Origin of the sequence: Streptomyces enissocaesilis (genome assembly GCF_039533765.1) — a bacterium.
Taxonomy (GTDB): domain Bacteria; phylum Actinomycetota; class Actinomycetes; order Streptomycetales; family Streptomycetaceae; genus Streptomyces; species Streptomyces enissocaesilis.
In genome coordinates this window covers 139,119-165,553 of record NZ_BAAAUD010000061.1, presented here as the reverse complement: position 1 = coordinate 165,553, position 26,435 = coordinate 139,119, and the positions used below count along the sequence as shown (strand labels likewise).

25 protein-coding genes, 5 tRNA genes and 1 pseudogene are annotated in these 26,435 nt (G+C 70.7%); 25 read left to right on the top strand and 6 right to left on the bottom strand.

What is annotated here, in order from left to right; genetic code table 11:
* Positions 1-2,237: sensor histidine kinase (locus tag ABD374_RS31250; RefSeq protein WP_344499925.1), on the bottom strand; the 2,237-nt coding region annotated here is incomplete at its 3' end.
* Positions 2,238-2,814: 577 nt separating this feature from the next.
* On the opposite strand from ABD374_RS31250, the gene ABD374_RS31245 reads away from it, so the two are divergent.
* From ABD374_RS31245 to ABD374_RS31195, 11 genes are all read left to right on the top strand, one after another.
* Entirely contained in the window at positions 2,815-2,988 is a 174-nt protein-coding gene (locus ABD374_RS31245; protein ID WP_344499923.1) for a hypothetical protein, read from the top strand.
* A 98-nt stretch (positions 2,989-3,086) separates the two neighbouring features.
* Entirely contained in the window at positions 3,087-3,893 is an 807-nt protein-coding gene (locus tag ABD374_RS31240; RefSeq protein ID WP_344499921.1) for a fumarylacetoacetate hydrolase family protein, read from the top strand.
* Complete coding sequence (gene gltX / locus ABD374_RS31235; RefSeq protein WP_344499919.1) at positions 3,886-5,361, top strand: glutamate--tRNA ligase; 1,476 nt, start codon at positions 3,886-3,888, stop codon at positions 5,359-5,361. The genes ABD374_RS31240 and gltX overlap by 8 nt, the downstream gene beginning before the upstream one ends.
* 180 nt (positions 5,362-5,541) lie before the next feature.
* Entirely contained in the window at positions 5,542-6,261 is a 720-nt protein-coding gene (locus ABD374_RS31230) for an HAD family hydrolase (RefSeq protein WP_344499917.1), read from the top strand.
* Between the two features lie 89 nt (positions 6,262-6,350).
* A tRNA-Gln gene (locus ABD374_RS31225) sits at positions 6,351-6,422 on the top strand.
* A 38-nt stretch (positions 6,423-6,460) separates the two neighbouring features.
* Positions 6,461-6,533: transfer RNA gene (locus tag ABD374_RS31220), tRNA-Glu, on the top strand.
* 63 nt (positions 6,534-6,596) lie between these two features.
* A tRNA-Glu gene (locus tag ABD374_RS31215) sits at positions 6,597-6,669 on the top strand.
* A 30-nt stretch (positions 6,670-6,699) separates the two neighbouring features.
* Positions 6,700-6,771 (top strand) — tRNA-Gln (locus ABD374_RS31210).
* A gap of 23 nt (positions 6,772-6,794) precedes the next feature.
* Positions 6,795-6,867, top strand: a tRNA-Glu gene (locus ABD374_RS31205).
* 142 nt (positions 6,868-7,009) lie between these two features.
* Positions 7,010-7,348: an STAS domain-containing protein gene (locus ABD374_RS31200; protein ID WP_344499915.1), complete on the top strand. Its 339-nt coding sequence runs from the start codon at positions 7,010-7,012 to the stop codon at positions 7,346-7,348.
* Positions 7,338-8,306, top strand: coding sequence for an anti-sigma factor RsbA family regulatory protein (locus tag ABD374_RS31195; RefSeq protein ID WP_344499913.1), 969 nt, complete (start codon positions 7,338-7,340; stop codon positions 8,304-8,306). Before ABD374_RS31200 ends, ABD374_RS31195 begins: the two co-directional genes overlap by 11 nt.
* A gap of 79 nt (positions 8,307-8,385) precedes the next feature.
* Here the strand turns inward: ABD374_RS31195 and ndgR are convergent, their stop codons facing one another.
* On the bottom strand, positions 8,386-9,105 hold the full coding sequence (gene ndgR, locus ABD374_RS31190; RefSeq protein ID WP_028813744.1) for an IclR family transcriptional regulator NdgR: 720 nt from the start codon (positions 9,103-9,105) through the stop codon (positions 8,386-8,388).
* A 173-nt stretch (positions 9,106-9,278) separates the two neighbouring features.
* Between ndgR and leuC the strand changes: the two genes are divergently transcribed.
* From leuC to ABD374_RS31170, 4 genes are all read left to right on the top strand, one after another.
* Positions 9,279-10,703 (top strand): 3-isopropylmalate dehydratase large subunit, encoded by a 1,425-nt coding sequence (gene leuC / locus ABD374_RS31185; protein ID WP_344499911.1) that lies wholly within the window; start codon positions 9,279-9,281, stop codon positions 10,701-10,703.
* 11 nt (positions 10,704-10,714) lie between these two features.
* On the top strand, positions 10,715-11,308 hold the full coding sequence (leuD, locus tag ABD374_RS31180) for a 3-isopropylmalate dehydratase small subunit (RefSeq protein WP_344499947.1): 594 nt from the start codon (positions 10,715-10,717) through the stop codon (positions 11,306-11,308).
* A 192-nt stretch (positions 11,309-11,500) separates the two neighbouring features.
* Complete coding sequence (locus ABD374_RS31175; protein ID WP_344499909.1) at positions 11,501-11,728, top strand: SCO5555 family protein; 228 nt, start codon at positions 11,501-11,503, stop codon at positions 11,726-11,728.
* Between the two features lie 143 nt (positions 11,729-11,871).
* Complete coding sequence (locus ABD374_RS31170) at positions 11,872-12,498, top strand: HU family DNA-binding protein (RefSeq protein WP_344499907.1); 627 nt, start codon at positions 11,872-11,874, stop codon at positions 12,496-12,498.
* Between the two features lie 374 nt (positions 12,499-12,872).
* Here the strand turns inward: ABD374_RS31170 and cofC are convergent.
* A pseudogene (cofC, locus tag ABD374_RS31165) lies at positions 12,873-13,544 on the bottom strand (2-phospho-L-lactate guanylyltransferase); the annotation flags it as partial.
* Between the two features lie 146 nt (positions 13,545-13,690).
* On the opposite strand from cofC, the gene ABD374_RS31160 reads away from it, so the two are divergent.
* The 3 genes from ABD374_RS31160 to ABD374_RS31150 all read left to right on the top strand — a co-directional run bounded on the left by ABD374_RS31160 (position 13,691) and on the right by ABD374_RS31150 (position 16,763).
* A complete protein-coding gene (locus tag ABD374_RS31160; protein ID WP_344499905.1) occupies positions 13,691-14,443 on the top strand; it encodes a lysophospholipid acyltransferase family protein in 753 nt (250 codons plus the stop codon).
* Positions 14,440-15,453 (top strand): NAD(P)H-dependent glycerol-3-phosphate dehydrogenase, encoded by a 1,014-nt coding sequence (locus ABD374_RS31155; RefSeq protein ID WP_344499903.1) that lies wholly within the window; start codon positions 14,440-14,442, stop codon positions 15,451-15,453. The genes ABD374_RS31160 and ABD374_RS31155 overlap by 4 nt, the downstream gene beginning before the upstream one ends.
* 152 nt (positions 15,454-15,605) lie before the next feature.
* Positions 15,606-16,763, top strand: a complete 1,158-nt coding sequence (locus ABD374_RS31150) for a D-alanine--D-alanine ligase family protein (RefSeq protein WP_344499901.1) — start codon at positions 15,606-15,608, stop codon at positions 16,761-16,763.
* Positions 16,764-16,804: 41 nt separating this feature from the next.
* Here the strand turns inward: ABD374_RS31150 and ABD374_RS31145 are convergent, their stop codons facing one another.
* Positions 16,805-17,275 carry a DUF3515 domain-containing protein gene (locus tag ABD374_RS31145; protein WP_344499899.1) on the bottom strand — a complete coding sequence of 157 codons (471 nt, stop codon included), beginning with the start codon at positions 17,273-17,275 and terminating at the stop codon, positions 16,805-16,807.
* A 20-nt stretch (positions 17,276-17,295) separates the two neighbouring features.
* Positions 17,296-17,529 (bottom strand): Lrp/AsnC family transcriptional regulator, encoded by a 234-nt coding sequence (locus tag ABD374_RS31140; protein ID WP_344499897.1) that lies wholly within the window; start codon positions 17,527-17,529, stop codon positions 17,296-17,298.
* Between the two features lie 203 nt (positions 17,530-17,732).
* Here ABD374_RS31140 and ABD374_RS31135 point away from each other — a divergent pair, with 203 nt between their 5' ends.
* Together ABD374_RS31135 and thiD are read left to right on the top strand one after the other, a co-directional pair.
* The gene (locus tag ABD374_RS31135; protein ID WP_344499895.1) at positions 17,733-18,719 is read left to right on the top strand and encodes a thiamine-phosphate kinase; all 987 of its coding nucleotides are present in this window, start codon (positions 17,733-17,735) and stop codon (positions 18,717-18,719) included.
* Between the two features lie 24 nt (positions 18,720-18,743).
* Positions 18,744-19,544, top strand: coding sequence for a bifunctional hydroxymethylpyrimidine kinase/phosphomethylpyrimidine kinase (thiD, locus tag ABD374_RS31130; protein ID WP_344499893.1), 801 nt, complete (start codon positions 18,744-18,746; stop codon positions 19,542-19,544).
* Positions 19,545-19,698: 154 nt separating this feature from the next.
* Here the strand turns inward: thiD and rpmB are convergent, their stop codons facing one another.
* Positions 19,699-19,884: a 50S ribosomal protein L28 gene (rpmB, locus tag ABD374_RS31125; RefSeq protein WP_093798831.1), complete on the bottom strand. Its 186-nt coding sequence runs from the start codon at positions 19,882-19,884 to the stop codon at positions 19,699-19,701.
* Positions 19,885-20,137: 253 nt separating this feature from the next.
* Here rpmB and ABD374_RS31120 point away from each other — a divergent pair, with 253 nt between their 5' ends.
* The 5 genes from ABD374_RS31120 (at position 20,138) to ABD374_RS31100 (ending at position 26,385) form a co-directional block, all read left to right on the top strand.
* Complete coding sequence (locus ABD374_RS31120) at positions 20,138-21,784, top strand: DAK2 domain-containing protein (RefSeq protein ID WP_344499890.1); 1,647 nt, start codon at positions 20,138-20,140, stop codon at positions 21,782-21,784.
* 79 nt (positions 21,785-21,863) lie between these two features.
* Positions 21,864-24,080 carry an ATP-dependent DNA helicase RecG gene (recG, locus tag ABD374_RS31115; RefSeq protein ID WP_344499888.1) on the top strand — a complete coding sequence of 739 codons (2,217 nt, stop codon included), beginning with the start codon at positions 21,864-21,866 and terminating at the stop codon, positions 24,078-24,080.
* A gap of 70 nt (positions 24,081-24,150) precedes the next feature.
* Positions 24,151-24,735 (top strand): 16S rRNA (guanine(966)-N(2))-methyltransferase RsmD, encoded by a 585-nt coding sequence (rsmD, locus tag ABD374_RS31110; protein WP_344499886.1) that lies wholly within the window; start codon positions 24,151-24,153, stop codon positions 24,733-24,735.
* A 26-nt stretch (positions 24,736-24,761) separates the two neighbouring features.
* Positions 24,762-25,241: a pantetheine-phosphate adenylyltransferase gene (coaD, locus tag ABD374_RS31105; RefSeq protein WP_208857930.1), complete on the top strand. Its 480-nt coding sequence runs from the start codon at positions 24,762-24,764 to the stop codon at positions 25,239-25,241.
* Between the two features lie 97 nt (positions 25,242-25,338).
* Positions 25,339-26,385: a F0F1 ATP synthase subunit B gene (locus ABD374_RS31100; protein WP_344499883.1), complete on the top strand. Its 1,047-nt coding sequence runs from the start codon at positions 25,339-25,341 to the stop codon at positions 26,383-26,385.
* The last annotated feature ends 50 nt before the right edge of the window (positions 26,386-26,435 follow it).

Sequence of the window (26,435 nt, the reverse complement as noted above, 5' to 3'; positions counted from 1 at the left end):
AGGCCGGGCCGGGCGGCGCCGCCGGCCGGCCCGCGGGCGCCGGGGCCGGAGGGCACCTGCGGCTGGGCCGCCGCGCCGGTCTTGGCCGGCGCCTGCTTGCCGCCCTGGGCGACATCGACGGGCAGCATGACCAGCGCGGTCGTGCCGCCGGAGTCGGAGGGGCGCAGCTGGATGCGGATGCCGTGCCGCAGGGACAGGCGGCCGACCACGAACAGACCCATGCGGCGCGAGACGGAGACGTCCACGGTGGGCGGCGAGGCGAGGCGCTCGTTGATCGCCGCGAGGTCCTCCGGCGACAGGCCGATACCCGTGTCGTGGATCTCGACGAGCACCCGCCCGTCGGGCAGCGCGTGACCGGTGACGCGGACCTTGGTCTGCGGAGAGGAGAACGACGTGGCGTTCTCCAGCAGCTCGGCGAGGAGGTGCACGAGGTCGTTGACGACGCGTCCCGCGACCTCGGTGCCCGGCACCGAGGACAGCTCGATGCGCTCGTACTGCTCCACCTCGGAGGCGGCGGCACGCAGGACGTCGACGAGCGGCACGGGCCGGGTCCAGCGGCGGCCGGGCTCTTCACCGGCGAGAACGAGCAGGTTCTCGCCGTTGCGGCGCATGCGGGTCGCGAGGTGGTCGAGCTTGAAGAGCGAGGACAGCTGGTCGGGGTCGGCCTCGCGCGACTCCAGCTCGGAGATGAGCGAGAGCTGGCGCTGGATGAGACCCTGCGAACGCCTCGACAGGTTGGTGAACATCGCGTTGACGTTGCCTCGCAGCAGCGCCTGCTCGGCGGCGAGGCGGACCGCCTCGCGGTGCACGTCGTCGAAGGCCGCGGCCACCTTGCCGATCTCGTCGCGCGAGTGCACACCGACGGACTCCACGGACGTGTCGACGTCCTGCGGGTCGGCCTCGGAGAGCTGCTTGACGAGCTCGGGGAGGCGGTCCTGGGCGACCCGGGTGGCGGTGTCCTGGAGCCGGCGCAGCGAGCGGATCATGGAGCGGGCCACGACGAACGCGCCGACGAGTGAGACACCGAGGACGAGCAGGATCAGCGCACCGTTGAGGATGGCGTCCTGCTGCGACTCCTCGCGCAGCTCACGGGCCTTCTGCTCCATCTCGTTGAGGAGCGTGGCCTCGATCCGCTTCATGGCCAGGATCTTGTTGGAGTCCGCGTCCGTCCAGTCCATGTACGAACGCGGGAGCTCACGCCTGAGCCCGCCCGACGTCTGCAGGATCCGGTGCGCGTACTTGTCGGCGGCCTCGATCTCGGGCTTGCCGGTGTCCAGCGACGCGGTCAGCTTCTCGGCGTCGCCCACGTAGACGGAGGCGAACGAATTGCGCGCCGCGTCCTCGTTCTCCATCGCGGACTTGGCGAAGAGCCGGTCGCCCTCGTTGAGCTTGCCCGTCTCCCGGTTGTTGGCCGGCAGCGCCGCGGCGATGATGGCGCGCTGGATGGAGGCGTACTCCTTGGCGGACGAGAAGGCCGCCAGGGCGCGCGTCCGCTTGATCATCTCCGGGTTGGAGGTGGCCTGCGCCATGTCCTGGGAGAGGCTCAGCAGCGAGGTGATCAGCTGGCTGTAGTTGTTGACCGTCTGCGAGTTGGACGTCTCCTGGTACGCGTCCTCGCGGATCTGGCGGATGGAGTTCAGCCGGCCGGCGATGTCCCGGAGGCTGACGCGGATGCTCCGGAGGCTCTCGTCGCCTTCCGTCTCGACGCTGTTCGTACCGGCGATGAACGCGTCCCTGGCCCGGTCGGTCCTGTCCCGGGGACCCTTCACCTTGAAGTCGGCGGGGCTGGTGCCGTTGGCGAGCGGACCGGCCGACTTGTCGCGCTCCTCCTGGAGCGCGGTGGCGAGCTCGGTCGCCTGCTTGGTCATCTCGGTCAGCAGCTGCATGTGCTCCAGCTGCTCCATGTCGTTCATGGACTCGTTGATACGCAGACCACCGAGCGTGGTCGCCGCGACCACCGGCAGGGCCAGCAGGGAGACCAGACGGGTGCTGATGCGCCAGTTGCGCAGGGCTATTCGCGAGCCGGTGGAAATGGGCTCGCCGGCTCTCACGGGAGCCGCCTGAGCAGCCTGCTCGCCGCCGCCCCTGGCCCCGGTGCGCACGGCACGATCGCCGCCACCGTCGCCGACCGCGGCCCGAGCGTGCTTCTGGGCGTGCTGGGGCGAGGATCCGCGGTCGGTCCCGCGCGGCTCCTGCTCCGCCGCAGCGCTGCCATCCCTCTTGAAACGTCCCTGCACTAGCGTCGCAACCTCTGGACCAGGCGTTCCTCCGCGCGAACGGCGGAACGGTGTCGAGTCGTGGGGCACCGAACGGCCCCATGGGTGGTCGTGAGTGACCGGCGCTTCTCCCCTTCCCGCCGCCACTCGGCGCTGCGTTGCGCCCTGCGCGCCGGCTGGAATCTCGCGGCGGTCCGGGGAATTCCAGCACAGTGCCGGATCTCCAACAAGGCCCGCGTGTCGGGCCGTGACCGGCGTGACACGGCGTGAGGGGCGCGTGACAAGTTGTAGAAACAGTTCAGGGGCAAAAGGGGCAAAAGTGAGCGAGTCGCTTAGGGGTGGGGGGTGTCCCAGTCCTGATGATCAGGAGCGGAATGATGGCTTCGGTGGGGCAATGTCCGTTTCTCCGACCACCAAATCCCGCCCGAAATGATCGATATGCCTGCCATCTCGTGAGGAAACTCACACACTGTTCCCGTCTGCTTCACATCTTTGACGGGGAAACGGGTGTTTAGCCTGACGCTTTACAGGGATGGCGAATCCGGCAATCACCGCGTCCGGCCGACGGGCGCCCGTACCGACAAGGCTTGAACAACAGATGAACACCACGACGATGTTCCGCAGCACCGCCAACCCGCGCCGCACCACGCTGGCGCACCTCGAGGACGCCAGGGACCTGCGGACGGCCGAGCGGCCGGAGCACCCCGTCGAGCTCCCCGCCGAGACCGCCAACCCGCGCCGGACCGTCCTCATGGAAGCCCCCGCCGCCTAGGCGGACGCGGCGGCGTCACGGGAGGCGGGACCCCTCGGCCGCGTTAGCCTGGAGCGTCAGTCTCCGGCCAGCCAGCAAGTAAGGGGCGGCAGCATCCCGTGCGCATCGCCAGGTTCTCCATCGACGGCAATGTCGCCTTCGGCGCGGTTGAGGGTCCCAGCGCCCCCGGCGCAGAGGCAGACCTCGTCCTCGACATCATCAAGGGCATCCCGTACGCCGACTTCGAGCTCTCCGGCGTCAAGGTCCCGCTGAGCAAGGTCCGGCTCCTGCCGCCCGTGCTCCCCAGCAAGGTCGTGGCCGTCGGCCGCAACTACGCGGAGCACGCGGCGGAGCTGGGCAACGCCGTCCTCGACGATCAAGGCCGTCCTGACGCGCCCCTCACCTTCTTCAAGCCGTCCACCTCGGTGACCGGCCCGGGTGACGACATCGCGTACCCCTCCTTCTCCAGCGAGCTGCACCACGAGGCCGAACTGGCCGTGGTCATCGGCCGCATGTGCCGTGAGGTCCCGCGCGAGCGCGTCAAGGACGTCGTCCTCGGCTACACCTGCGCCAACGACGTCACCGCACGCGACGTCCAGCAGCGCGAGAAGCAGTGGGCCAGGGCCAAGGGCTTCGACACCTCGTGTCCGCTCGGCCCCTGGGTGGAGACGGATCTCGACCCCGCCGACCTCACCGTCCAGTGCACGGTCAACGGGCAGCAGCGCCAGCTGGGGCGCACGAGCGACATGATCCGCTCCGTCGAGGACCTGATCGTGCACATCTCCGAGGCCATGACGCTGCTCCCGGGCGACGTCATCCTCACAGGGACCCCGGCCGGGGTCGGGCCCCTGAACGTCGGCGACGAAGTCGCCGTCACCATCGAAGGCATCGGCACTCTCACCAACAAGGTGATCAAGCGTGGCTAGCGCACCCGTACGTGTACGTTTCTGTCCCTCGCCGACCGGCAACCCCCACGTGGGCCTGGTCCGCACCGCCCTGTTCAACTGGGCGTTCGCCCGGCACAACGGCGGCACGATGGTCTTCCGCATCGAGGACACCGACGCCGCCCGCGACTCCGAGGAGTCGTACCACCAGCTGCTCGACTCGCTGCGCTGGCTGGGCCTGGACTGGGACGAGGGCCCCGAGGCGGGCGGCCCGCACGCCCCGTACCGCCAGTCGCAGCGGATGGACCTCTACAAGGACGTCGCGCAGAAGCTGATGGCGGGCGGTTACGCGTACGAGTGCTTCTGCACCGCCCTGGAGCTGGAGGTGCGCCGCGACGCCGCCCGCGCCGCCGGCAAGCCCTCGGGTTACGACGGCACCTGCCGCAACCTGAGCGCCGACCGCATCGAGCGGTACAAGGCCGAGGGCCGCGAGGCCATCGTGCGCTTCCGGATGCCCGACGAGCCGATCACCTTCACGGACCTGGTCCGCGGCGAGCTGACCTTCAACCCGGACAACGTCCCGGACTACGGCATCGTCCGCGCCAACGGCGCCCCCCTCTACACGCTCGTCAACCCGGTCGACGACGCGCTGATGGAGATCACCCACGTCCTGCGCGGCGAGGACCTGCTGTCCTCCACCCCGCGCCAGATCGCGCTGTACAAGGCGCTGATCGAGCTGGGCATCGCCAAGGAGATCCCGCGGTTCGGACACCTCCCGTACGTCATGGGCGAGGGCAACAAGAAGCTCTCCAAGCGCGACCCCGAGGCGTCCCTCAACCTCTACCGCGAGCGCGGTTTCCTCCCCGCGGGCCTGCTGAACTACCTCTCCCTCCTCGGCTGGTCCATCGCCGAGGACCGCGACATCTTCACGATCGAGGAGATGGTCGCCGCCTTCGACATCGCGGACGTCAACGCCAATCCGGCGCGCTTCGACCTGAAGAAGTGCGAGCACATCAACGCCGAGCACCTGCGCAAGCTCTCGGTGGAGGAGTTCACCGCGGCCTGCGAACCGTGGCTGAAGGCGCCGTACGCCAACTGGAAGCCCGACTCCTTCGACCGCGCGGCCTTCGAGCGGATCGCCCCGCACGCCCAGACCCGCGTGACGGTCCTGTCCGACATCACGGCCAACGTCGACTTCCTCTTCCTCGACGAGCCGGTCGAGGACGAGGCGTCCTGGGCGAAGGCGATGAAGGGCGAGCCGGTCCCGCTCCTCACCACCGCCCGTGCCAACCTCGAAGCGGCCGACTGGACCAGCCCCGAGTCCCTCAAGGAGGCCGTCCTGGCCGCCGGCGAGGCCCACGGCCTGAAGCTCGGCAAGGCCCAGGCCCCGGTCCGCGTAGCGGTCACCGGTCGCACGGTGGGCCTGCCGCTCTTCGAGTCCCTGGAGATCCTGGGCAAGGAGAAGACGCTCGCCCGCGTCGACGCGGCCCTGGCCAAGCTCGCCGCCTAGTCACGCCCGTACGCACGAAGGGCCCGGAAGCCGCACCGGCTTCCGGGCCCTTCCCGTGCCGTCTGGGCAGGTTGGTCCGCGCCGTGGTCCGGGACATCGGCACTGTGTTCTTCGGGGGGTTCTTCGGGGGCGACCCCCGGGCCCCCGGCCGGGGGCGGGCGGCGCGGGTATCGTCGGAGCATGCCGATCCGCGCCGTGGTCTGGGACATCGACGACACGATCTTCGACTACGCGACCGCCGACACCGCGGGCATGCGCGATCATCTCGCGGCCGAGGGCCTGCTGGACCGGTACGACTCCGTCGACCAGGCCCTCGACCGCTGGCGCGAGCTCACCGAGGTGCACTGGGCGCGGTTCGCCGCCGGCGAGGCCGGCTTCGAGGAGCAGCGGCGCGACCGCGTCCGGTCCTTCCTCGGCACGCCGCTGAGCGACGACGCGGCGGACGAGTGGTTCCTGCGGTACGTCGCCCACTACGAGGCCGCCTGGAAGCTGTTCCCCGACACCGTCCCGGCGCTGGACGTCCTGGCGGACGACTACCGCCATGCCGTGCTGTCCAATTCCAGCATCCACAACCAGGACCGCAAGCTGCGGATCCTCGGCGTGCGCGACCGCTTCGAGGCGCTGCTGTGCGCCGCCGAGCTGGGCTTTTCCAAACCCGCGGCCGAGGCGTTCCACGCGGCCTGCGACGCGCTGGACCTCCCCCCGCACGAGGTGGCGTACGTCGGCGACCAGCCCGACATCGACGCCCGGGGCGCGGACGCCGCCGGCCTGGCGGGCATCTGGCTCGACCGCGGCGGAGTCGGCGGCCGGCCGGAGCTCGTCCGGATCACCGGCCTTGAGCAGCTACCTGGCCTGTTGCGGGGCGATACCCGTTTTGGAGCGCCGTCCACCTTCGGGTAATGTTCTTTCTGCGCCGCCCGAGAGGGCCGAAAGGTCCGGCACGGGAAGCGCAAACCAAACAAACCCCCCACCAGGGGGTTGAGTTTTGGTGGGCTATGGTGTAATTGGCAGCACGAGGGTTTCTGGTTCCCTTAGTCTAGGTTCGAGTCCTGGTAGCCCAGCTCGCAGGAGCTGTTGATTCAAGTGCAGCATCTGCAAGGCCCCCGTTGTGTAGCGGCCTAGCACGCCGCCCTCTCAAGGCGGTAGCGCCGGTTCGAATCCGGTCGGGGGTACAGATCCTTTCTTTCCATCACCTTCGGGTCGCTCCCGGATGCGATGACGCAAGGATCGCTAGGGCCCCCGTTGTGTAGCGGCCTAGCACGCCGCCCTCTCAAGGCGGTAGCGCCGGTTCGAATCCGGTCGGGGGTACTGTTTAAACCGCATTGGTCTAAACCACCATGGGCTATGGTGTAATTGGCAGCACGAGGGTTTCTGGTTCCCTTAGTCTAGGTTCGAGTCCTGGTAGCCCAGCTCGCAGAGCTCGTTTCTGCAAGGCCCCCGTTGTGTAGCGGCCTAGCACGCCGCCCTCTCAAGGCGGTAGCGCCGGTTCGAATCCGGTCGGGGGTACGTACGAAGAAGGCCTCCCGCGCTGCGCGGGGGGCCTTCTCGCATACCGGCTGCCCGCACGGGCGGACCGGGCCCGCGCCCAGCGCTACGCTGTGCCGCGCACCGCAGTCTTACGCACCCGCCCACCCGAGGAGCGCCCGCGTTGGAACCCCTCGTACGCACCGCGGAGTTATGCGTCGTCCGGACCCGCCGGCCCGACGGACTCCGGATCGAAGGTGTCGTGGACGCACAGGGCCACCAGCACCTCCGTGCCGCCCTGAAGGCGGTCGAGCAGGTCGACGGAGACATCCAACTCGACCTGTCCCGACTGGAGTTCCTCGATCTCGGCGGGCTGCGGCTGCTGATGGCGTTCGCCCGGTCACGTGCTGCGGGAAGCCAGGTGGAGCTGGTGGGCCTCGCTCCGCATCTGCGTGAAGTGATCTCACTGGTCGGCTGGGACGAGACCCCCGGCCTGCGCCTGGGAGGCGGCCATGGCAACTGACAGTGGTACGAGCGGCGCGGGCTTCGTCCACCACGCCTCCCTGTACGACAGCGACGAGGCGTTCCTCGCGATGGCCCTCCCCTTCGCCGAGGAGGGGCTGGAGGCGGGGGAGCCGGTGCTCGCCGCGACCACGCCCGCCAACATCGAGCTGCTCCGCGACGCCCTCGGCGCGCGGGCCCACGGCCTCGACACGGCGGAGACGGCCTACTTCGGCCGCAGACCCGTGGAGCGCGTCTCCTCGTTCCTGCGCTATGTGAACCGCCGCGAGGTGCCGGGCCGGCGGACGCGGATCATCGCCGAGCCCCTGTGGGCGGGCAGGTCCGCCCGTCAGATCGCGGAGTGGAAGCGCATGGAGTCCGGGCTGAACGTGCTGCTCGCGGACGCCGACCTCTGGATGATCTGTCCGTACGACACCAGGACGGTTCCCGAGGACGTCGCGGCGGCCGCCCGCGCCACCCACCCGGGACACGTGGCCGGGGCGGAGATCCTGCCCTGCGCGGCGTACGTCGATCCGGACGCGTACGCGGCGGCGGACGCCCCGCTGCCCCCGCCGCCCCCGGGCGCGGACCGGCTGGACGGACCGGCCACACCTGCTGCCGTACGCGCCTTCGTGCGCGGCAGCGCCGCGGCGGCCGGCCTCGCGGGGACGCGCCTGGCGATGGCCGAGATCGTCGTGAACGAGGCGCTGGCCTGCCTGTTCGACCACGGGGCGACAGGTGCGCGGGTATGCGCCTGGGAGCAGCCCGGCATCGTCGCCTGGGATCTGTCCGCCACCGGGCCGGCGACCTCGGTTCCGGCGGCCTGGGCGGGGTTCGCGCCCCCCGGTGAGCGGGCCGGGCCGTTCGACGGGCTGTGGCTGATACGCAGCCTCTGCGAATCGGTGGAGATCCGCACGGTGGACGCCAGGCTGCGGCTGCGGCTCAGGTACTCCGGAAAGAACGACGCCGAGCGCATCTGAGCGGGGCGGCGCTCCGGCCCGCTCGCGGACCGGTACCCCCCCCTCGGCCTGGCCGGCCGCCCCGGCTGCCCTCCCGCCCTCAGCCGCCCGAGCGGCGCAGTGCCTCCGAGAGGCGTGCTGCCGAGTCGATGACCGCCTGGGCGTGCATCCGGCCCGGGTGGCGGGTCAGCCGCTCGATCGGTCCGGAGACCGAGACGGCCGCGACCACGCGGTTGGACGGGCCGCGCACCGGCGCCGACACCGACGCCACGCCCGGCTCGCGCTCGCCGATCGACTGGGCCCAGCCCCGGCGGCGTACACCGGACAGGGCGGTCGCCGTGAAGCGGGCGCCCTGGAGGCCGCGGTGCAGGCGCTCCGGCTCCTCCCAGGCCATCAGGATCTGGGCGGACGAGCCCGCCTTCATGGTGAGCGTGGAGCCCACCGGGACGGTGTCCCGCAGTCCGGACAGCCGCTCCGCCGCCGCGACGCAGATGCGCATGTCGCCCTGGCGGCGGTAGAGCTGCGCGCTCTCGCCGGTCACGTCGCGCAGGTGCGTGAGCACGGGTCCTGCCGTGGCCAGCAGCCGGTCCTCGCCCGCCGCGGCGGACAGTTCCGACAGCCGCGGGCCCAGGATGAACCGGCCCTGCATGTCCCTCGCCACCATCCGGTGGTGTTCCAGTGCCACGGCAAGGCGGTGTGCCGTGGGTCGTGCGAGCCCGGTCGCCGCGACCAGCCCGGCGAGGGTGGCCGGACCGGACTCCAGAGCGCTCAGTACCAGAGCTGCCTTGTCGAGAACGCCGACGCCGCTAGAGTTGTCCATGCGTCGATACTCGCGTCTCACTCTGTGAAACGCAAGTTCAATTTTTCCGGGAACTTGCGAATCTGTGGGGGAGGCCGCACAACGGCCCGCAGTCACCGCCCCGTACGGGGGTCGAGGCGAGGGCGATCCGATCTCTAGATGGGCCGGCGAAGACGCCGGCCGAAGGGAAAGCGATGGGTAGGACACTTGCGGAGAAGGTCTGGGACGACCATGTCGTCAGGCACGCCGAGGGCGAGCCGGACCTCCTCTTCATCGATCTGCACCTGCTGCACGAGGTGACCAGCCCGCAGGCCTTCGACGGCCTCCGCAAGAGCGGCCGCCGGGTGCGGCGGCTCGACCTCACCATCGCCACCGAGGATCACAACACCCCGACCCTCGACATCGACAAGCCGATCGCGGACCCGGTCTCCCGGATCCAGCTGGAGACGCTGCGCAAGAACTGCGCGGAGTTCGGCGTACGACTGCACCCGCTCGGCGACGTCGAGCAGGGCGTCGTCCACGTGGTGGGACCGCAGCTGGGCCTGACCCAGCCCGGCACCACCGTGGTCTGCGGCGACAGCCACACCTCCACGCACGGCGCGTTCGGCGCGCTGGCGTTCGGCATCGGCACGTCGCAGGTCGAGCACGTGCTGGCCACCCAGACGCTGCCGATGGCCCCGCCGAAGACCATGGCCATCACGGTCGACGGCGAACTGCCCGCCGACGTAACCGCCAAGGACCTGATCCTCGCCGTCATCGCGAAGATCGGCACCGGCGGCGGCCAGGGCTACGTCCTCGAATACCGCGGCTCCGCCATCGAGAAGCTCTCGATGGAAGCCCGGATGACCATCTGCAACATGTCGATCGAGGCCGGCGCGCGGGCGGGCATGATCGCTCCCGACCAGACCACCTTCGACTACCTGCGGGGCCGCGCGCACGCCCCGCAGGGCGAGGACTGGGACGCCGCCGTCGCCTACTGGCGGACGCTGCGCACCGACGACGACGCCGTCTTCGACGCGGAGGTCTTCATCGATGCCGCCGCACTGGCGCCGTTCGTTACCTGGGGCACCAACCCGGGCCAGGGCGCGCCGCTGTCGGCCAGCGTCCCCGACCCTGCTTCGTACGAGGACGCTTCGGAGCGCTTCGCGGCCGAAAAGGCCCTGGAGTACATGGGGTTGACCGCGGGGCAGCCGCTGCGCGAGATCAAGGTCGACACCGTCTTCGTAGGTTCGTGCACCAACGGCCGCATCGAGGACCTGCGGGCCGCGGCCGCGCTCATGGACGGCCGCAAAGTCGCGAGAGGCGTGCGCATGCTGGTCGTCCCCGGCTCCGTACGGGTCGCCCTCCAGGCGATCGAGGAGGGTCTGGACAAGGTGTTCACGGCCGCCGGCGCCGAATGGCGGCACGCGGGCTGCTCCATGTGCCTGGGCATGAACCCGGACCAGCTCGCCCCCGGTGAGCGCTGCGCGTCCACATCCAACCGCAACTTCGAGGGCAGGCAGGGCAAGGGCGGCCGCACCCACCTGGTGTCGCCGCAGGTCGCCGCCGCCACCGCGGTACTGGGCCACCTGGCCGCGCCCGTCGACCTGTCCGACGTTCCGACGCTCGTGGAGGCCTGATCACCATGGCCATGGAAGCTTTCACCGCACACACCGGCCGGGCCGTTCCGCTGCGCCGCAGCAACGTCGACACCGACCAGATCATCCCGGCCCACTGGCTGAAGAAGGTCACCCGCGACGGTTTCGAGGACGGGCTCTTCGAGGCATGGCGCAAGGACCCGGAGTTCGTCCTGGGCCGCCCCGAGCGGGAAGGCGCCACGGTTCTGGTGGCGGGTCCCGACTTCGGCACCGGATCCTCCCGCGAGCACGCCGTGTGGGCCCTGCAGAACTACGGCTTCAAGACCGTGATCTCGTCGCGGTTCGCGGACATCTTCCGCGGCAACTCGCTCAAGAACGGCCTGCTGACCGTCGTACTGGACCAGAAGGTCGTCGACGCGCTCTGGGACCTCGTCGAAGCGGACCCCGCGGCGGAGATCACCGTGGACCTCCAGGACCGCCAGGTGCGGGCCGAAGGCATTACGGCTGATTTCGAGCTTGACGAGAACGCCCGCTGGAGGTTGCTGAACGGTCTGGACGACATCAGCATCACCCTCCAGAACGAGCCCGACATTGCGGCTTACGAGGCCCGCAGGCCGTCGTTCAAGCCCAGCACGGTGCAGGTCTGACACCTTTCCGTCACTCTGTTGCCCCCCACCGCCCACGGTGGGGGGCAACAGCATGTTTCGGCCTCAACTCCTGTGGTAGACGCCGGAGATGGGAGGGGTCCGACGCATGGTTGCGGGGCCTTCTGGAGGCTCCAATTCCACTAGTTGCCCCCGCCGGAGGCGACAACTCGCCCCAGATGGCACAATCGGTGCATGGAACGCGACAGCCAACTCGAGCTCTACGAGGCGGTCGCGGACCGGTTGAAAGAAGCACACACAGCGGTGCGCACACTGCAAGTCCCGGAGGGCGTACGGATGGCGCTGACCCGGAAGCTGCTGGTCATAACGGCCGCGGCGAAACACGATCTCGCCGGTGCGGCAAGGCGCCTGGACAGGTTGATGAAGGACCTCGACGAGGGTCGATTCCCTGAAGGTGACTGAGACCTGCGGAACTCCGCAAGGTCTACTTCGTTGCGGCACTAGGGTGATTAGCCCGTTTCGTGTTTGATTTGCGGTATATATCTGCCTAACGTGCGAAAAAGCTTGAACACATTCGTTCTGGCAATGTCTCCGAAGGGGAAGACGTGAACAAGGCGCAGCTCGTAGAAGCGATTGCAGACAAGGTCGGCGGCCGTCAGCAGGCCGCGGACGCGGTCGACGCGGTACTCGACGCGATCGTCCGCGCAGTGGTCGCCGGCGACCGTGTTTCGGTCACCGGCTTCGGATCGTTCGAGAAGGTCGACCGTCCGGCCCGTTACGCCCGCAACCCGCAGACGGGTGAGCGGGTGCGGGTCAAGAAGACCTCGGTTCCGCGCTTCCGTGCCGGTCAGGGCTTCAAGGACCTGGTCAGCGGTTCGAAGAAGCTCCCCAAGGGCGGCGAGGTCGCCGTCAAGAAGGCACCCAAGGGCAGCCTTTCGGGTCCTCCCCCCACCATCGCCAAGTCCGCGACCAAGAAGGCCGCCACCAAGAGGGCGTCCGCAGCCGCGAAGAAGGCGGCCCCGGCCAAGAAGGCCACCGGCGCCGCGAAGAAGACCACCGCGACGGCGAAGAAGGCGGCCCCGGCCAAGAAGGCCACCGGCGCCGCGAAGAAGACCACGCCCGCGGCGGCCAAGAAGACCGCGCCGGCGAAGAAGGCCACCGCGAAGAAGGCGCCCGCCAAGAAGGCCACGGCGCGCAAGACCACCGCCAAGAAGACCGCTGCCGGGAAGTAGGAGCAGCAGAGCAAGGACTCACGCGCCGGGCCGGGCTCCCTACGGGGAGCCCGGCCCGCGGTGTGTCCTGGGCCCGTGACCGGGGGCGCGCCGGACCGCACTCCCGGGTCCGGCGGGTCTCCGGAGACCCGCCGGACCCGGGACCGTCAGAACGTCTGCAGGGTCACCAGGGTGATGCGCAGCGCCGCCCCCTCGCCGTCCCCCTCGATGCGCACCCGCTGCCCCGGACGCAGCAGCCGCAGGCCGCCCGCGTCGAAGGCCCTGGCGTCGAAGTCCACCGGGGTGCCGTCGTCGAGCAGCACACTGCCGCTGCGGGTCTCGGAGTCGTACGTGTACGCGGTCGCCTGCATGACCGCAGCGTATCGGCCGGTGACCGCCGCGCTCAGCCGGGCCGTGCGCGGGCCCACGCCGAGTGTCACGGCCGCCCGCAGATCGTCGCCCGTGTCCACGTCCCGGCGTACGGAATCGACTCCGGCGAGAGGTATTTCCCGGGCCCCGGATGCCGAATGACGGACGCGCGAAGGACCGCCGAAGAGCGGCGACAATTCCACCCCCGGAGCGGCGGAAAGCAACGTCGTGCCGATTCCGGCCGCGTCGGCCAGAAATGCGCGCGGAAATGCGGCGGCATATTCGAGCACCTGCCGCAATTCGGCGGGCCGCAGGGCCGGCAGATCGGCATTCAGCACGGCGACGGCGGCGCGGGGCCGCAGTGCCCGTACCGTGCGCGCCCCGTGCGCCAGCGCCGCGTTGAGACCCGCCGCCGGGGTGTCCGGCGCGATGCGCGCGCCGAGGGCGGCCAGGGCGGCGCCCGCGGGGGCGTCGTCCGTGACGACCACCACATCCCGCACGGCGGGGCAGGCCAGCGCGGCGGCCACGGTGTCCTCGGCGAAGGCCAGAGCCAGCCGTCGGCGCAATGCGTCGCCCGCCGCGGGAGAGAGCCTGCTCTTGGCCAGCGACAGGGGCTTCAGGGGGATGACCAGGGACCATGGAGCGGTCCGGAGCGTGTTCAGTGGCCGGCCCTCCGTCCCGTGCGCGTCGGGCCCCATTGTGGCCCGCGCGTACGGCGGGCAGGGGTCCGGGGCCCGGCCCGGGGCGTACGGTGTTCTCGACAGACAGGGGACCTGGAGCGACACTTGTGCGGCTGGCCAGGCGCATACGTACAAGCAGCCCGGTCTTAGAGGAAGGTGTCCGAGTGCCCCGCCGTAGAATCGGCTTCTGGTACCGCTTGGCGGCGGTCATCGCCAAACCGCCGCTGGTGGTGCTGTTCAAGCGGGACTGGCGTGGAATGGAGCACATTCCGGCCGAGGGCGGATTCATCACCGCGGTCAATCACAACTCCTACCTGGACCCGCTTTCCTACGGGCACTTCCAGTACAACACCGGACGCGTTCCACGGCTGCTGGCCAAGGCGGGCCTCTTCACAACCCCCTTCGTCGGCATGATGCTGCGCGGTACGGGCCAGATCCCCGTCTACCGCGAGACCACCGACGCACTCGACGCCTTCCGCGCGGCGGTCGCCGCCATCGAGCGCGGTGAATGCGTCGCCTTCTACCCCGAGGGCACCCTCACCCGCGACCCCGACATGTGGCCGATGGCGGGAAAGACCGGAGCGGCGCGCGTGGCCCTCATGACCAAGGCCCCCGTCATTCCGGTCGCCCAGTGGGGCGCCAACCTGGCGATGCCGCCGTACGCCAAGGAGAACAAGCTCCACCTCTTCCCGCGCAAGACACTTCAGGTGCAGGCGGGTCCGCCGGTCGACCTGGACCGGTTCTACGAGAAGGAACCGTCGCCCGAGGTGCTCCGCGAGGCGACCGAGGCCATCATGTCCGCCATCACCCAGCAGCTCGCCGAGCTGCGCGGCGAGCCCGCGCCCGCCGAGCCGTACGACCACCGCAGGGCCCGCGCGCAGCAGCGCCAAAAGGCCGAGGGAGAGAGCGCAAAGTGACACGCCAGCCGGTCAGGGCGGCCGTATTCGGAACAGGCTCCTGGGGCACGGCCTTCGGCATGGTGCTGGCCGACGCGGGCTGCGAGGTGACCCTGTGGGGCCGCCGCACCGAAGTCGCCGACGCCATCAACAACGGCCGTACGAACCCCGACTATTTCCCGGGCGTCGAGCTGCCCCCCTCGCTGCGCGCCACCACCGACCCGGCCGAGGCCGCCGAGGCCGCCGACTTCACGGTGCTCGCCGTCCCCTCGCAGACGCTGCGCGCCAACCTCGCCGCATGGGCGCCGCTGCTGCCCGCCGACACCGTCCTCGTCTCCCTCATGAAGGGCGTCGAACTCGGTACCGCCAAGCGGATGAGCGAGGTGATCGAGGAGGTCGCCAAGGCGCCGGCCGAGCGGGTCGCGGTGGTCACGGGCCCCAATCTCGCCAAGGAGATCGTGGCCAGGATGCCCGCCGCCGCGGTCGTCGCCTGCCGCGACGAATCGGTGGCCACCCGGCTCCAGTCCGTCTGCCACACCCCGTACTTCCGCCCCTACACCAACACCGACGTCGTCGGCTGCGAACTCGGCGGCGCGGTCAAGAACGTCATCGGCCTCGCCGTCGGCATCGCGGACGGCATGGGCCTGGGTGACAACGCCAAGGGCTCGCTCATCACCCGCGGCCTCGCCGAAACGACCCGTCTGGGCCTGGCGATGGGGGCCGACCCGCTGACCTTCGCCGGTCTCGCCGGTCTCGGAGACCTGGTCGCCACCTGCTCCTCGCCGCTCTCGCGCAACCACACCTTCGGCACCAACCTCGGCCGCGGGATGACGCTCCAGGAGACCATCGCGGTCACCAAGCAGACCGCGGAGGGCGTCAAATCGTGCGAGTCGGTGGCCGATCTGGCCCGTCGCCACGGCGTCGACATGCCGATCACGGACACGGTCGTCGACATCGTCCACCACGGGAAGCCGCCGATCGTGGCGTTGAAGGAGCTGATGTCGCGCAGCGCCAAGCCCGAGCGCCGCTGACTCCTCCCTCCCGTACCTCTTCCTCCCGCGCCGCTTCGCGGGCTTCGGGGCGCCGAGGCGGCCTCCGGCCACCGGCCCGGGGAGCCGGGCAGCGCGCCGCGCCCGCGCCCGCTCTCCACGACACCGGGTGTGCACGGTAGTCTCAACGCGATATGAGCAGCGAGAACCTCCCCCAGAGCCCTGCGCAGGAGCCCCGCAAGCCGCGCGTGGCCGTCGTCTTCGGCGGCCGCAGCTCCGAGCACGCCATCTCGGTCGTCACGGCCGGCGCCGTACTGCGGTCCATCGACCGGGAGAAGTACGACGTACTGCCGATCGGCATCACGACGGACGGCCGCTGGGCGCTGACCGCCGACGAGCCCGACCGGATGACCATCGCCGACCGGACGCTGCCGAGCGTCGAGAGCCTCGCCGAATCGGCCGAGGGCGGCGTGGTGCTCTCGGTCGACCCGGGCAGCCGCGAAGTCGTCTACAGCGAGCCGGGCTCGGTGCCCAAGGCGCTGGGCGAGGTCGACGTCGTCTTCCCCATGCTGCACGGCCCGTACGGCGAGGACGGCACCCTCCAGGGCCTCCTGGAACTCTCCGGCGTCCCGTACGTCGGCTCCGGTGTGCTCGCCTCGGCCGTCGGCCAGGACAAGGAGTACATGAAGCGGGTGTTCCTCTCCTTCGGGCTGCCGGTCGGCCCGTACGAGGTCATCCGTCCCCGGGAGTGGGAAAACGATCCTTCCGCCGCCCGCAAGAAGATCGTCGACTTCGCCGGCGAGCACGGCTGGCCGCTCTTCGTGAAGCCCGCCCGCGGCGGCTCCTCGATGGGCATCACCAAGGTGGACGACCTCTCCGGCCTCGACGCGGCGATCGAGGAGGCGCAGCGCCACGACCCCAAGATCCTCGTCGAGTCGCTGCTGCGCGGCCGCGAGATCGAGTGCGGCGTGCTGGAGTTCGAGGACGGGCCGCGCGCGAGCGTGCCCGCCGAGATCCCGCCCGTCACGGCCCACGACTTCTACGACTTCGAGGCGAAGTACATCGACTCGGCGTCCGGCCTGGTGCCCGCGCCGCTGACCGAGGAGCAGACCGCCGAGGTGCGCCGGCTCGCGGTCGAGGCGTTCGACGCCGCGTCCTGCGAGGGCCTGGTGCGCGCGGACTTCTTCCTGCTGGACAGCGGCGAGTTCGTGATCAACGAGATCAACACGATGCCGGGGTTCACGCCGATCTCCATGTACCCGCGGATGTGGCAGGAGACCGGGGTGTCCTACCCGGAACTCGTCGACCGGCTGATCCAGGCCGCGCTGCGCCGCCCGACGGGGCTGCGCTGACGGCAGGACCGCCCTGACCACGCGGGGGCCGGGCGGCAGCGCTAGAGGCTGTCCGGCACCGTCTTCTCCACCGGCCCCGCGAAGGCCGCCAACGGCGTGACGTCGTGGGCGTACTTCGCGGGGAGCGTGACTTCGACGTACGCCTCCCGGTACGTGGTGGTGAACCGCGGGCCGCCGTCCTCCTGCCGCTCCAGCAGCCAGTTGACGCCGTCCGCTTCCACCCCCTTCGCCTGCGGATCGCTCATCTTCTCCGGCCGGGGGACGCCGCAGCGCAGTACGATCGCCGGATCCCCCCATACGGCGGTGAGATCCGACTCCGGGTCGGCGGTGCGCCGTTTCTGCCCGTCGACGGTCTCGGGCAGCTCACGGTGCAGCGCCCGGCACACCTCGGCCTCTTGCGAGGACGGGGCGGGAACCGGGACCGCCACGGCATCGTCCGTGAAGGAGCATCCGGATGCGGCGAGCAGCAGAGCGGCGGACGACAGCGACAGAAGCCGGCGGGAAGTGGTCACCGGCCAAGGGTAGACGGGGGCTAGAGGTGCACGACCGGGCAGGTCAGGGTGCGGGTGATGCCGTCCACTTGCTGGATCTTGGCGACCACCATGCGGCCGAGATCGTCCACCGTGTCGGCCTGCGCGCGCACGATGACGTCGTAGGGTCCGGTCACGTCCTCGGCCTGGATCACTCCCGGAATCTTGCCGATGAGGTCGGCGACGGTCGACGCCTTGCCCACCTCGGTCTGAATGAGGATGTACGCCTGTACCACGGAACCTCCAGAGCGGCCACGAGGATCATGTGGGGGGAAAGAGACGCCACCGTATCGCGTCGTCGCGGGCAGCGGGGAGACCGCGCGGCCGTCGTCGTCCGGCGCGTGGCGTACGGAGATCAGAAGTTGACGTATCTGTTGACGGTACCTACAGCAGTGATGGCTCGCGACCGCAAGCGCACTGGGGCAGAAGGGGCACATCCATGAAGGGCACTGTGGGCGAGCTGGGGGAGTTCGGGCTCATCGACAAGCTCACCTCCCGGCTCACCACCACCCCGGCGGTACGGCTGGGGCCCGGCGACGACGCCGCCGTCGTGGCCGCACCCGACCGCCGGGTCGTGGCGAGTACGGACATCCTGCTCGAGGGACGCCACTTCCGGCGCGACTGGTCGACGGCGTACGACGTGGGCCGCAAGGCCGCGGCCCAGAACCTCGCCGACATCGCCGCCATGGGCGCGGTTCCGACGGCGATCCTCCTCGGCCTGGTCGTCCCCGCCGAACTCCCGGTCAGCTGGCCGACCGAACTCATGGACGGCATCAGGGACGAATGCCAGGTCGCGGGCGCCGCCGTCGTCGGCGGTGATGTCGTACGCGGCGACACCATCACCGTGGCGATCACCGCGCTCGGCGACCTGCGCAACCATGAACCGGTGACCCGGGCCGGCGCCCAGCCCGGCGATGTCGTCGCCGTCACCGGCTGGTTGGGCTGGTCGGCGGCCGGACTCGCGGTCCTCTCGCGCGGCTTCCGCTCGCCGCGCGCCTTCGTCGAGGCGCACCGGCGTCCCGAGCCGCCGTACCACGCCGGCCCCGCGGCGGCCGGACTCGGCGCCACCGCCATGACCGACGTCAGTGACGGGCTCGTCGCCGACCTCGGACACATCGCGCAGGCCAGCAAGGTCCGTATCGACCTGCGGTCCGGGCTCATCGACATCCCGAGCCAGATGTCGGACATCGGGCAGGCGGTGGGCGTGGACCCGCTCCAGTGGGTGCTGACCGGGGGAGAGGACCACGCCATCGTGGCGACGTTCCCGCCGGACACCAAGCTGCCCGCCCGCTGGAAGGTGATCGGCGAGGTCCTCAACCCGTCGGCGCTGCCGCAGGTGACGGTCGACGGGGCGCCCTGGACGAGCAAGGGCGGCTGGGACCACTTCGGGGACGATCACTTCGGCGACATCGAGACCGCCCCGTAGCCGGGGCGTACTAGATTCGCGGGTATGCGAATACTTCCTTGCGTCCTCACCGTCGCCGGATCCGACTCCGGCGGCGGTGCGGGCATCCAGGCCGACCTCAAGACCATGCTGGCCCTCGGCGTGCACGGCATGAGCGTGCTCACCGCGGTGACGGCGCAGAACTCCCTGGGTGTGCAAGGCGTCTGGGACCTGCCGGTGGAGGCCGTGCGGGCCCAGTACCGCAGCGTCGTCGACGACATCGGCGTACAGGCCGTGAAGACCGGAATGCTGTCCTCGGCCGAACTCGTCGAGGCGGTCGCCGAGCTGCTGGCCGGGACCGAAGCCCCGGTGGTCGTCGACCCGGTGGGCGTCTCCAAGCACGGCGACCCGCTGCTCGCCGCCTCCGCCCTCGAATCCGTACGGACGAAGCTCCTGCCCACGGCGACCGTCGCCACCCCGAACCTCGACGAGGTGGCCCAGCTCACCGGCGTACGCGTCGAGTCCGAGGCCGGTCTGCGGCGGGCGGCCGGAGCGCTGCTCGAATTCGGGCCCCGCTGGGTGCTCGTCAAGGGCGGACACCTGCCGGGCGACGCGGTGGACCTCCTGACGGACGGCACCGAGGAGCACTGGCTCCGCGCCCCCCGGCACGACAACCGGCACACCCACGGCACGGGCTGCACGCTGGCCTCCGCGATCGCCTCGGGCCTGGCGAAGGGGCTGGACGTACCGCAGGCCGTGGCCGCGGCCAAGGAGTACGTGACCGAGGCCATCGCCGCCGGATTCGCGCTCGGCGCGGGGATCGGGCCGGTCGACCACGGCTGGCGGCTCAGGAACAGTCAGGAGTAGTCCTTCGGCGCCCCGGGCAGGCGGGAGCGCGTCCGGGACCTCCGGGCACAAGAAGAACCGGCCCACCGCGAGGGTGGGCCGGTTCTCAAGCAACCAGAAGGTGGCCGCGCAAAAGGGGTCTCCCCTGCTCCGTCAAGAGCCCGGGGAAGTTACGTCAGCGCGAGACCTTGCCGGCCTTGATGCACGAGGTACAGGCGTTGAGCCGCTTCGGCGTCCGACCGACCACTGCACGCACGCGCTGGATGTTGGGGTTCCAGCGACGGGACGTACGGCGGTGCGAGTGCGAAATGTTGTTGCCGAAGCCCGGCCCCTTGCCGCAGACGTCGCAGTTGGCAGCCACGGGTCACTCCAAAGACTTCAGATGCACTTACAGGGATCCCGGCATGCCGGGATCGAAGAATCGAGTGGCGTAGCCGGGGGGAAGTCCCGATTTTCATCGGGCAACCGGAGCAGCATACATCGGCTGCTCCCGTACAACGAAACTACCACGGCTCCCGGTCCCCCCGTCCGGTCCCCCGGTTCCGCCCCCGCCTCCTGCGCGGCACACCGCGCGACTACCCTGCGGTGCAACCCGCTCTCAAGGAGGACGCCAGGTGCCGCAGACCCTCGACGCCGTCGCGGTACGCACCTGGTGCTCACTGGCCCTGGAGGCGCTGGGCAGAGCGCGCGAGGAGATCGACGCGATCAACGTCTACCCGGTCGCGGACGGGGACACCGGCACCAACCTCTACCTGACCGTGGAGTCAGCCGCCCAGGCCGTCGAAGCGGTGTTCACCGCGCACGAGACCGTCACCGCCGCCGCGCAGGCATCGGGCCCCGCTCTCGCGGATGCGGTACGGGCGATGGCGCACGGCGCCCTCATCGGTGCCCGGGGCAACTCCGGAACCATCCTGGCGCAGCTGCTGCGCGGCATGGCACAGGAGCTGTCCGACGGCGCCGCCGCCGACGCCGACGCTCTGCGCCGCGCACTGCGCAGGGCCGCCGAATCGGCGTACCAGGCGGTCGCGCACCCCGTCGAAGGCACCGTCCTCACCGTCGCCACCGCCGCGGCCACGGCCGCCGAGAGCACGGGCACCACCACCGCCGAGGTGGCGCGCGCGGCGTACGAAGGGGCGCGCACCGCACTCGACGCGACCCCCCACCAGCTGGCCGTGCTCGGCCGCGCGGGCGTCGTCGACGCGGGCGGGCGGGGTCTGGTGGCCGTGCTCGGCGCCCTGGTCGAAGCGGTCTCGGGCGAGGCCGTCGCCGTACGCAAGCGGGAAGCGCCCGCGCCGCTGCCCGCCGCCGACGGCTGTCCGGCCGACGCGGAGCGGGCCGACGCGGCGCAGGAGGGCGGCCCCGCCTTCGAGGTGATCTACCTCCTGGAGGCGGACGACGCGGCGGTGACCCGGCTGCGGTCCCGGCTCGACGGGCTCGGGGACTCGCTCGTCGTGGTCGGCGGCGACGGGCTGTGGAACGTGCACGTGCACGTGGACGACGCGGGCGCCGCGGTGGAGGCGGGCGTCGAGGCCGGCCGGCCGTACCGGATCCGCATCACGCACTTCGCCGCCGACCGGGTCGCGCCGTCCCGGGAACGCGCCCAGCGCGCGGTCGTCGCGGTCGTACCCGGCGAAGGTCTCGCGGGACTGTGCACGGAGGCCGGCGCGACCACAGTGCTCGCGCGCCCGGGGGAGCCGCCCGCGAGCGGGGAGCTGGCGGAGGCGATCCGGCGCGCCCACGCGCGCGAGGTCGTCCTGCTGCCCAACGACGCCGACCTGCGGCACACCGCGGCCGCGGCGGCGGAACAGGTCCGTGCCGAAGGGGTACGGGTCGCCCTCATCCCGACCCGCGCGGCGGTCCAGGGCATCGCGGCCCTCGCCGTCCACGAGCCGGAGCGCCGCTTCGACGAGGACGTCGTCGCGATGACGTCGGCGGCCGGCGCCACCCGCTACGGCGAACTGACCGTCGCCGAACGCCAGTCCTGGACGATGGCCGGCATCTGCCAGGCCGGCGACGTGCTCGGCCTGATCGACGGCGACGTGGCCGTGATCGGCTCCGACCTGACGGCGGCGGCCCGCACGGTCCTGGACCGGATGCTGGCGGCGGGCGGCGAAATGGTCACCCTGGTGCTGGGGGAGGCGGCGCCGGAGGGCCTGGCGGAGTACCTGGAGGCGTACGTCCGGGAGTCCCACCTGGCGGTGGACACGGTGACGTACGACGGCGGCCGCCAGTCGTCCCCCCTCCTGATCGGCGTCGAGTAGCGCCCTTCCCGCCCGCCCCGCCCCGGGAACAGTGCCTCCCGCGAGGGAACGTGGCCCGTTGTCAGTGGCGTGGTGTGCAATGGGTCCCGTGCCCGCGCTCGACGAACCACTCAAGAAGACGCTCGGCGGCACCACCGCGAAGGTGATGGCCGAGCACCTCGACCTGCACACGGTCGGTGACCTGCTGCACCACTACCCCCGGCGGTACGCCGAGCGCGGTGAGCTGACCCAGCTCGCCGACATCCCGCTCGACGAGCACGCCACCGTGGTCGCCCAGGTCGCCGACGCCCGCGTCCTGCGGTTCAACAACGGCAAGGGCCAGCGCCTGGAGGTGACCCTCACCGACGGCAGCGGACGGCTCCAGCTGGTCTTCTTCGGCAAGTCGATCTACCACCACCAGAAGGAGCTGCTGCCGGGCCGCCGCGGCATGTTCTCCGGCAAGGTCGGCATGTTCCGCAACATCCGCCAGCTCTCCCATCCGGCGTACGAGATGCTCGGCGAGGACAGCGGCGCCGATGCCGTCGAGGCCTGGGCGAACCAGCTGATCCCGCTCTACCCGGCCTGCTCCCAGATGGAGAGCTGGAAGATCGCCAAGACGGTCGACGTGGTCCTGGCCTCGATGGAGGCCACCGGCTGGCAGGAGATCGCCGACCCCCTGCCGCCCGCCCTGCGCCAGGGCCGCGGACTCACCGACCTGCCCGACGCGTTCCGCAAGATCCACCGCCCGCGCACGAAGGCGGACATCGCCGGGGCGCGGGACCGTCTCAAGTGGGACGAGGCATTCGTCCTCCAGGTGGCGCTCGCCCGGCGCCGGTTCGCCGAAACCCAGCTCCCTGCCGTCGCCCGCAGGCCCGCCCCCGGCGGGCTGCTCGACGCCTTCGACGCCAAGCTGCCCTTCACCCTCACCGACGGCCAGCAGAAGGTCTCCGGGGAGATCTTCGACGACCTGGCCACCGACCACCCCATGCACCGCCTCCTCCAGGGCGAAGTGGGCAGCGGCAAGACGATGGTCGCGCTGCGCGCCATGCTCGCCGTCGTCGACGCGGGCGGCCAGGCCGCGATGCTCGCGCCCACCGAGGTGCTCGCCCAGCAGCACCACCGGTCGATCACCGAGATGATGGGCGAGCTGGCCGAGGGCGGCATGCTCGGCGGCGCGGAGCGGGGCACCAAGGTCGTGCTGCTCACCGGCTCCATGGGCGTGCCCGCCCGCCGCCGGGCCCTCCTCGACCTGGTGACGGGCGAGGCGGGCATCGTCATCGGTACGCACGCGCTGATCGAGGACAAGGTGCAGTTCCACGACCTCGGCCTGGTCGTCGTCGACGAGCAGCACCGCTTCGGCGTCGAGCAGCGCGACGCCCTGCGCTCCAAGGGCAAGCAGCCCCCGCACCTGCTGGTGATGACGGCGACCCCGATCCCGCGCACGGTCGCGATGACCGTCTTCGGAGACCTGGAGACCTCGGTCCTCGACCAGCTCCCGGCCGGCCGCTCGCCCATCGCCACCCACGTCGTCCCCGCCAAGGACAAGCCGCACTTCCTCGCCCGCGCGTGGGAGCGCGTGCGCGAGGAAGTGGAGAACGGACACCAGGCGTACGTCGTCTGCCCCCGCATCGGCGACGGCGACGACGACCCGAGGGCCGCCGGGGCCGCCAAGAAGAAGCAGGCCGAGGAGGACCCCGAGAAGCGGCCGCCGCTCGCCGTCCTGGAGATCGCCGAGCAGATCGTCGCCGGTCCGCTCAAGGGCCTGCGCGTCGAGGTCCTGCACGGGCGGATGCAGCCGGACGACAAGGACGCAGTGATGCGCCGCTTCTCCGCGGGCGAGGTGGACGTCCTGGTCGCCACCACCGTCATCGAGGTCGGCGTGAACGTCCCCAACGCCACCGCGATGGTGATCATGGACGCCGACCGGTTCGGCGTGTCACAGCTGCACCAGCTGCGCGGCCGGGTGGGGCGCGGCGCGGCCCCCGGGCTGTGTCTGCTGGTCAGCGAGGCGCACGAGGCGAGTCCGGCCCGCGCCCGGCTCTCCGCCGTGGCCGCCACCCTCGACGGCTTCGAGCTGTCCCGCATCGACCTCGAACAGCGCCGCGAGGGCGACGTACTCGGCCAGGCCCAGTCCGGTGTCAGGTCGTCCCTGCGGATGCTCGCCGTCATCGAGGACGAGGAGGTCATCGTGGCGGCCCGCGCGGAGGCCGTCGCGGTCGTCGCCGACGACCCCGAGCTCGAACGGCTCCCCGAGCTGCGCACCGCCCTCGACGCCCTCCTCGACAAGGAGAGGGAGCAGTACCTCGACAAGGGCTGACAATGGTGGGGAGCGGCACCCCTTCCGCCCATGGCACACCCACCGCACACGACCCTAGGACCCGACACCCATGACCCGCGTGATCGCCGGCACGGCCGGCGGACGCCGCCTGGCCGTCCCGCCGGGCAACGGCACCCGCCCCACATCCGACCGCGCGCGCGAGGGCCTCTTCTCCACCTGGGAGTCGCTGCTCGGCACGCTCGAAGGCATCAGGATCGCCGACCTGTACGCGGGCTCGGGCGCCGTGGGCCTGGAGGCACTGTCCCGCGGCGCCGTGCACGCCCTGCTCGTCGAGGCCGACAGCAGGGCCGCCCGCACCGTCCGGGACAACGTCCGTACGCTCGGCCTGCCCGGCGCCGAAGTCAGGTCGGGCAAGGCGGAGCAGATCGTCACGGGCCCGGCCCCCGGGACGCCGTACGACGTGGTGTTCCTCGACCCGCCGTACGCCGTCACCGACGACGATCTTCGCGAGATCCTCCTCACACTCCGCACCCGGGGCTGGCTCACGGACGATGCCGTCGCCACCGTGGAGCGCAGCACAAGAGGCGGCGAATTCAAGTGGCCCAAGGGATTCGAGCCACTGCGGGCCCGTCGTTACGGCGAGGGGACGCTTTGGTACGGTCGCGCCGCCGCTACGTGCGAAGACGCACGATGACCGGACCGGAGAGCGAGGGACTACAGATGCGCCGCGCAGTCTGTCCCGGGTCATTCGACCCGATCACCAATGGACATCTCGACATCATTGCCCGAGCCTCCAAGCTGTACGACGTCGTACACGTCGCGGTGATGATCAACCAGTCGAAGCAGGGGCTCTTCACGATCGAGGAACGGATCGACCTGATCCGCGAGATCACCGCCGAGTTCGGCAACGTCGAGGTCGAGTCCTTCCACGGCCTCCTCGTCGACTTCTGCAAGGAGCGCGACATCCCGGCCATCGTGAAGGGCCTGCGCGCGGTCAGCGACTTCGACTACGAGCTGCAGATGGCCCAGATGAACAACGGCCTCTCGGGCGTCGAGACCCTGTTCGTCCCCACCAACCCCACCTACAGCTTCCTCTCCTCCAGCCTGGTCAAGGAGGTCGCGGCCTGGGGCGGCGACGTCTCCCACCTGGTCCCCCCGAGGGTGCTCGGCGCACTCACCGAGCGTCTCGCGAAGAAGTGACAATCTGACGGAACGTCACCAGGTGTCGGACGGGGGCCGACTGCCCGTACAGTCGTCCCGTCCGTCTCCAGCCGGAAGAACAGGTGGCGAGCACACGGTGGACGTGCAGAAGAAGCTCGACGAGATCGTCGAGGCGGTCGGCAGCGCCCGGTCCATGCCCATGTCGGCCTCGTGCGTGGTCAACCGCGCCGATCTCCTGTCGATGCTCGAAGAGGTGCGGCGCGCCCTCCCCGGTTCCCTCGCGCAGGCCCAGGAGCTGATCGGCGACCGCGAGCAGCTGACCGAGCAGGCCCGCAAGGAGGCCGAGCGGATCATCGAGTCGGCGCACGCCCAGCGCGGTTCGCTGATCTCCGACACCGAGATCGCCCGGCGCTCCCAGGAGGAGGCCGACCGCATCCTCGGTGAGGCCCGCCGGGAGGCGGAGGAGATCCGTGCCGAGGCCGACGAGTACGTCGACTCCAAGCTCGCCAACTTCGAAGTCGTCCTCACCAAGACCCTCGGCTCCGTCGACCGCGGCCGCGAGAAGCTGCTCGGCCGGGGCCCCGGCCTGGACGACCACGGTTACGCCGACGAGGAAGCCCCGGAGCGCAGCCACGACCCGGAGACGCTGAGGCAGCGCGCGGACGAGTACGTCGACACCAAGCTCGGTGCCTTCGAGGCCGTGCTCTCCAAGACCCTCGACGCGGTCGGCCGCGGCCGGCAGAAGCTGCACGGACGGGTGGCCTCGGACGAACTCGGCGCCCACATGGTGGCCCAGGACGAGGCGGGACAGCAGCACAGCAGCGACGCGGACTTCCTCGCCGACCTGGCCGAGCCGCAGCAGGCCGCGCACGCGCCGCACATCCCCGCGCAGCAGCCGTACGACCCGTACGCGTACCAGCAGCAGCAGCAACAGCAACAGCAGGACCCCTACGCGTACCAGCAGCCCCAGGACCCGTACGCCGAGCAGCAGCACGATCCGTACGCGTACCAGCAGCAGGACTCCTACGCGTACCAGCAGCAGGGCTACGACCAGGGCTACGGCGGGCAGCCGGAGATGGCCGGGCAGCCCCAGCAGCAACAGGCCGCCCTCGACGAGACCAGCCTCTTCGACACCAGCATGATCGACCTCGACCAGCTGCGGGAGTACGAGCAGGGGCGGTAGGGCGGCGGAGTGCCGGGGTCCGGATTGGGCCCTGGGCGAAGCGTCAAGTA

Bases quoted from the DNA above. Each gene is read 5' to 3' on its own strand.
- ABD374_RS31195 (WP_344499913.1), top strand. From the start codon at position 7,338: ATGGCAACTGACAGTGGTACGAGCGGCGCGGGCTTCGTCCACCACGCC.
- ABD374_RS31175 (WP_344499909.1), top strand. From the start codon at position 11,501: ATGGAACGCGACAGCCAACTCGAGCTCTACGAGGCGGTCGCGGACCGG.
- recG (WP_344499888.1), top strand. From the start codon at position 21,864: ATGGGTCCCGTGCCCGCGCTCGACGAACCACTCAAGAAGACGCTCGGC.
- ndgR (WP_028813744.1), bottom strand. From the start codon at position 9,105: ATGGACAACTCTAGCGGCGTCGGCGTTCTCGACAAGGCAGCTCTGGTA.
- ABD374_RS31150 (WP_344499901.1), top strand. From the start codon at position 15,606: ATGAGCAGCGAGAACCTCCCCCAGAGCCCTGCGCAGGAGCCCCGCAAG.
- leuD (WP_344499947.1), top strand. From the start codon at position 10,715: ATGGAAGCTTTCACCGCACACACCGGCCGGGCCGTTCCGCTGCGCCGC.
- ABD374_RS31135 (WP_344499895.1), top strand. From the start codon at position 17,733: ATGAAGGGCACTGTGGGCGAGCTGGGGGAGTTCGGGCTCATCGACAAG.
- coaD (WP_208857930.1), top strand. From the start codon at position 24,762: ATGCGCCGCGCAGTCTGTCCCGGGTCATTCGACCCGATCACCAATGGA.
- rsmD (WP_344499886.1), top strand. From the start codon at position 24,151: ATGACCCGCGTGATCGCCGGCACGGCCGGCGGACGCCGCCTGGCCGTC.
- leuC (WP_344499911.1), top strand. From the start codon at position 9,279: ATGGGTAGGACACTTGCGGAGAAGGTCTGGGACGACCATGTCGTCAGG.
- thiD (WP_344499893.1), top strand. From the start codon at position 18,744: ATGCGAATACTTCCTTGCGTCCTCACCGTCGCCGGATCCGACTCCGGC.
- ABD374_RS31230 (WP_344499917.1), top strand. From the start codon at position 5,542: ATGCCGATCCGCGCCGTGGTCTGGGACATCGACGACACGATCTTCGAC.
- ABD374_RS31245 (WP_344499923.1), top strand. From the start codon at position 2,815: ATGAACACCACGACGATGTTCCGCAGCACCGCCAACCCGCGCCGCACC.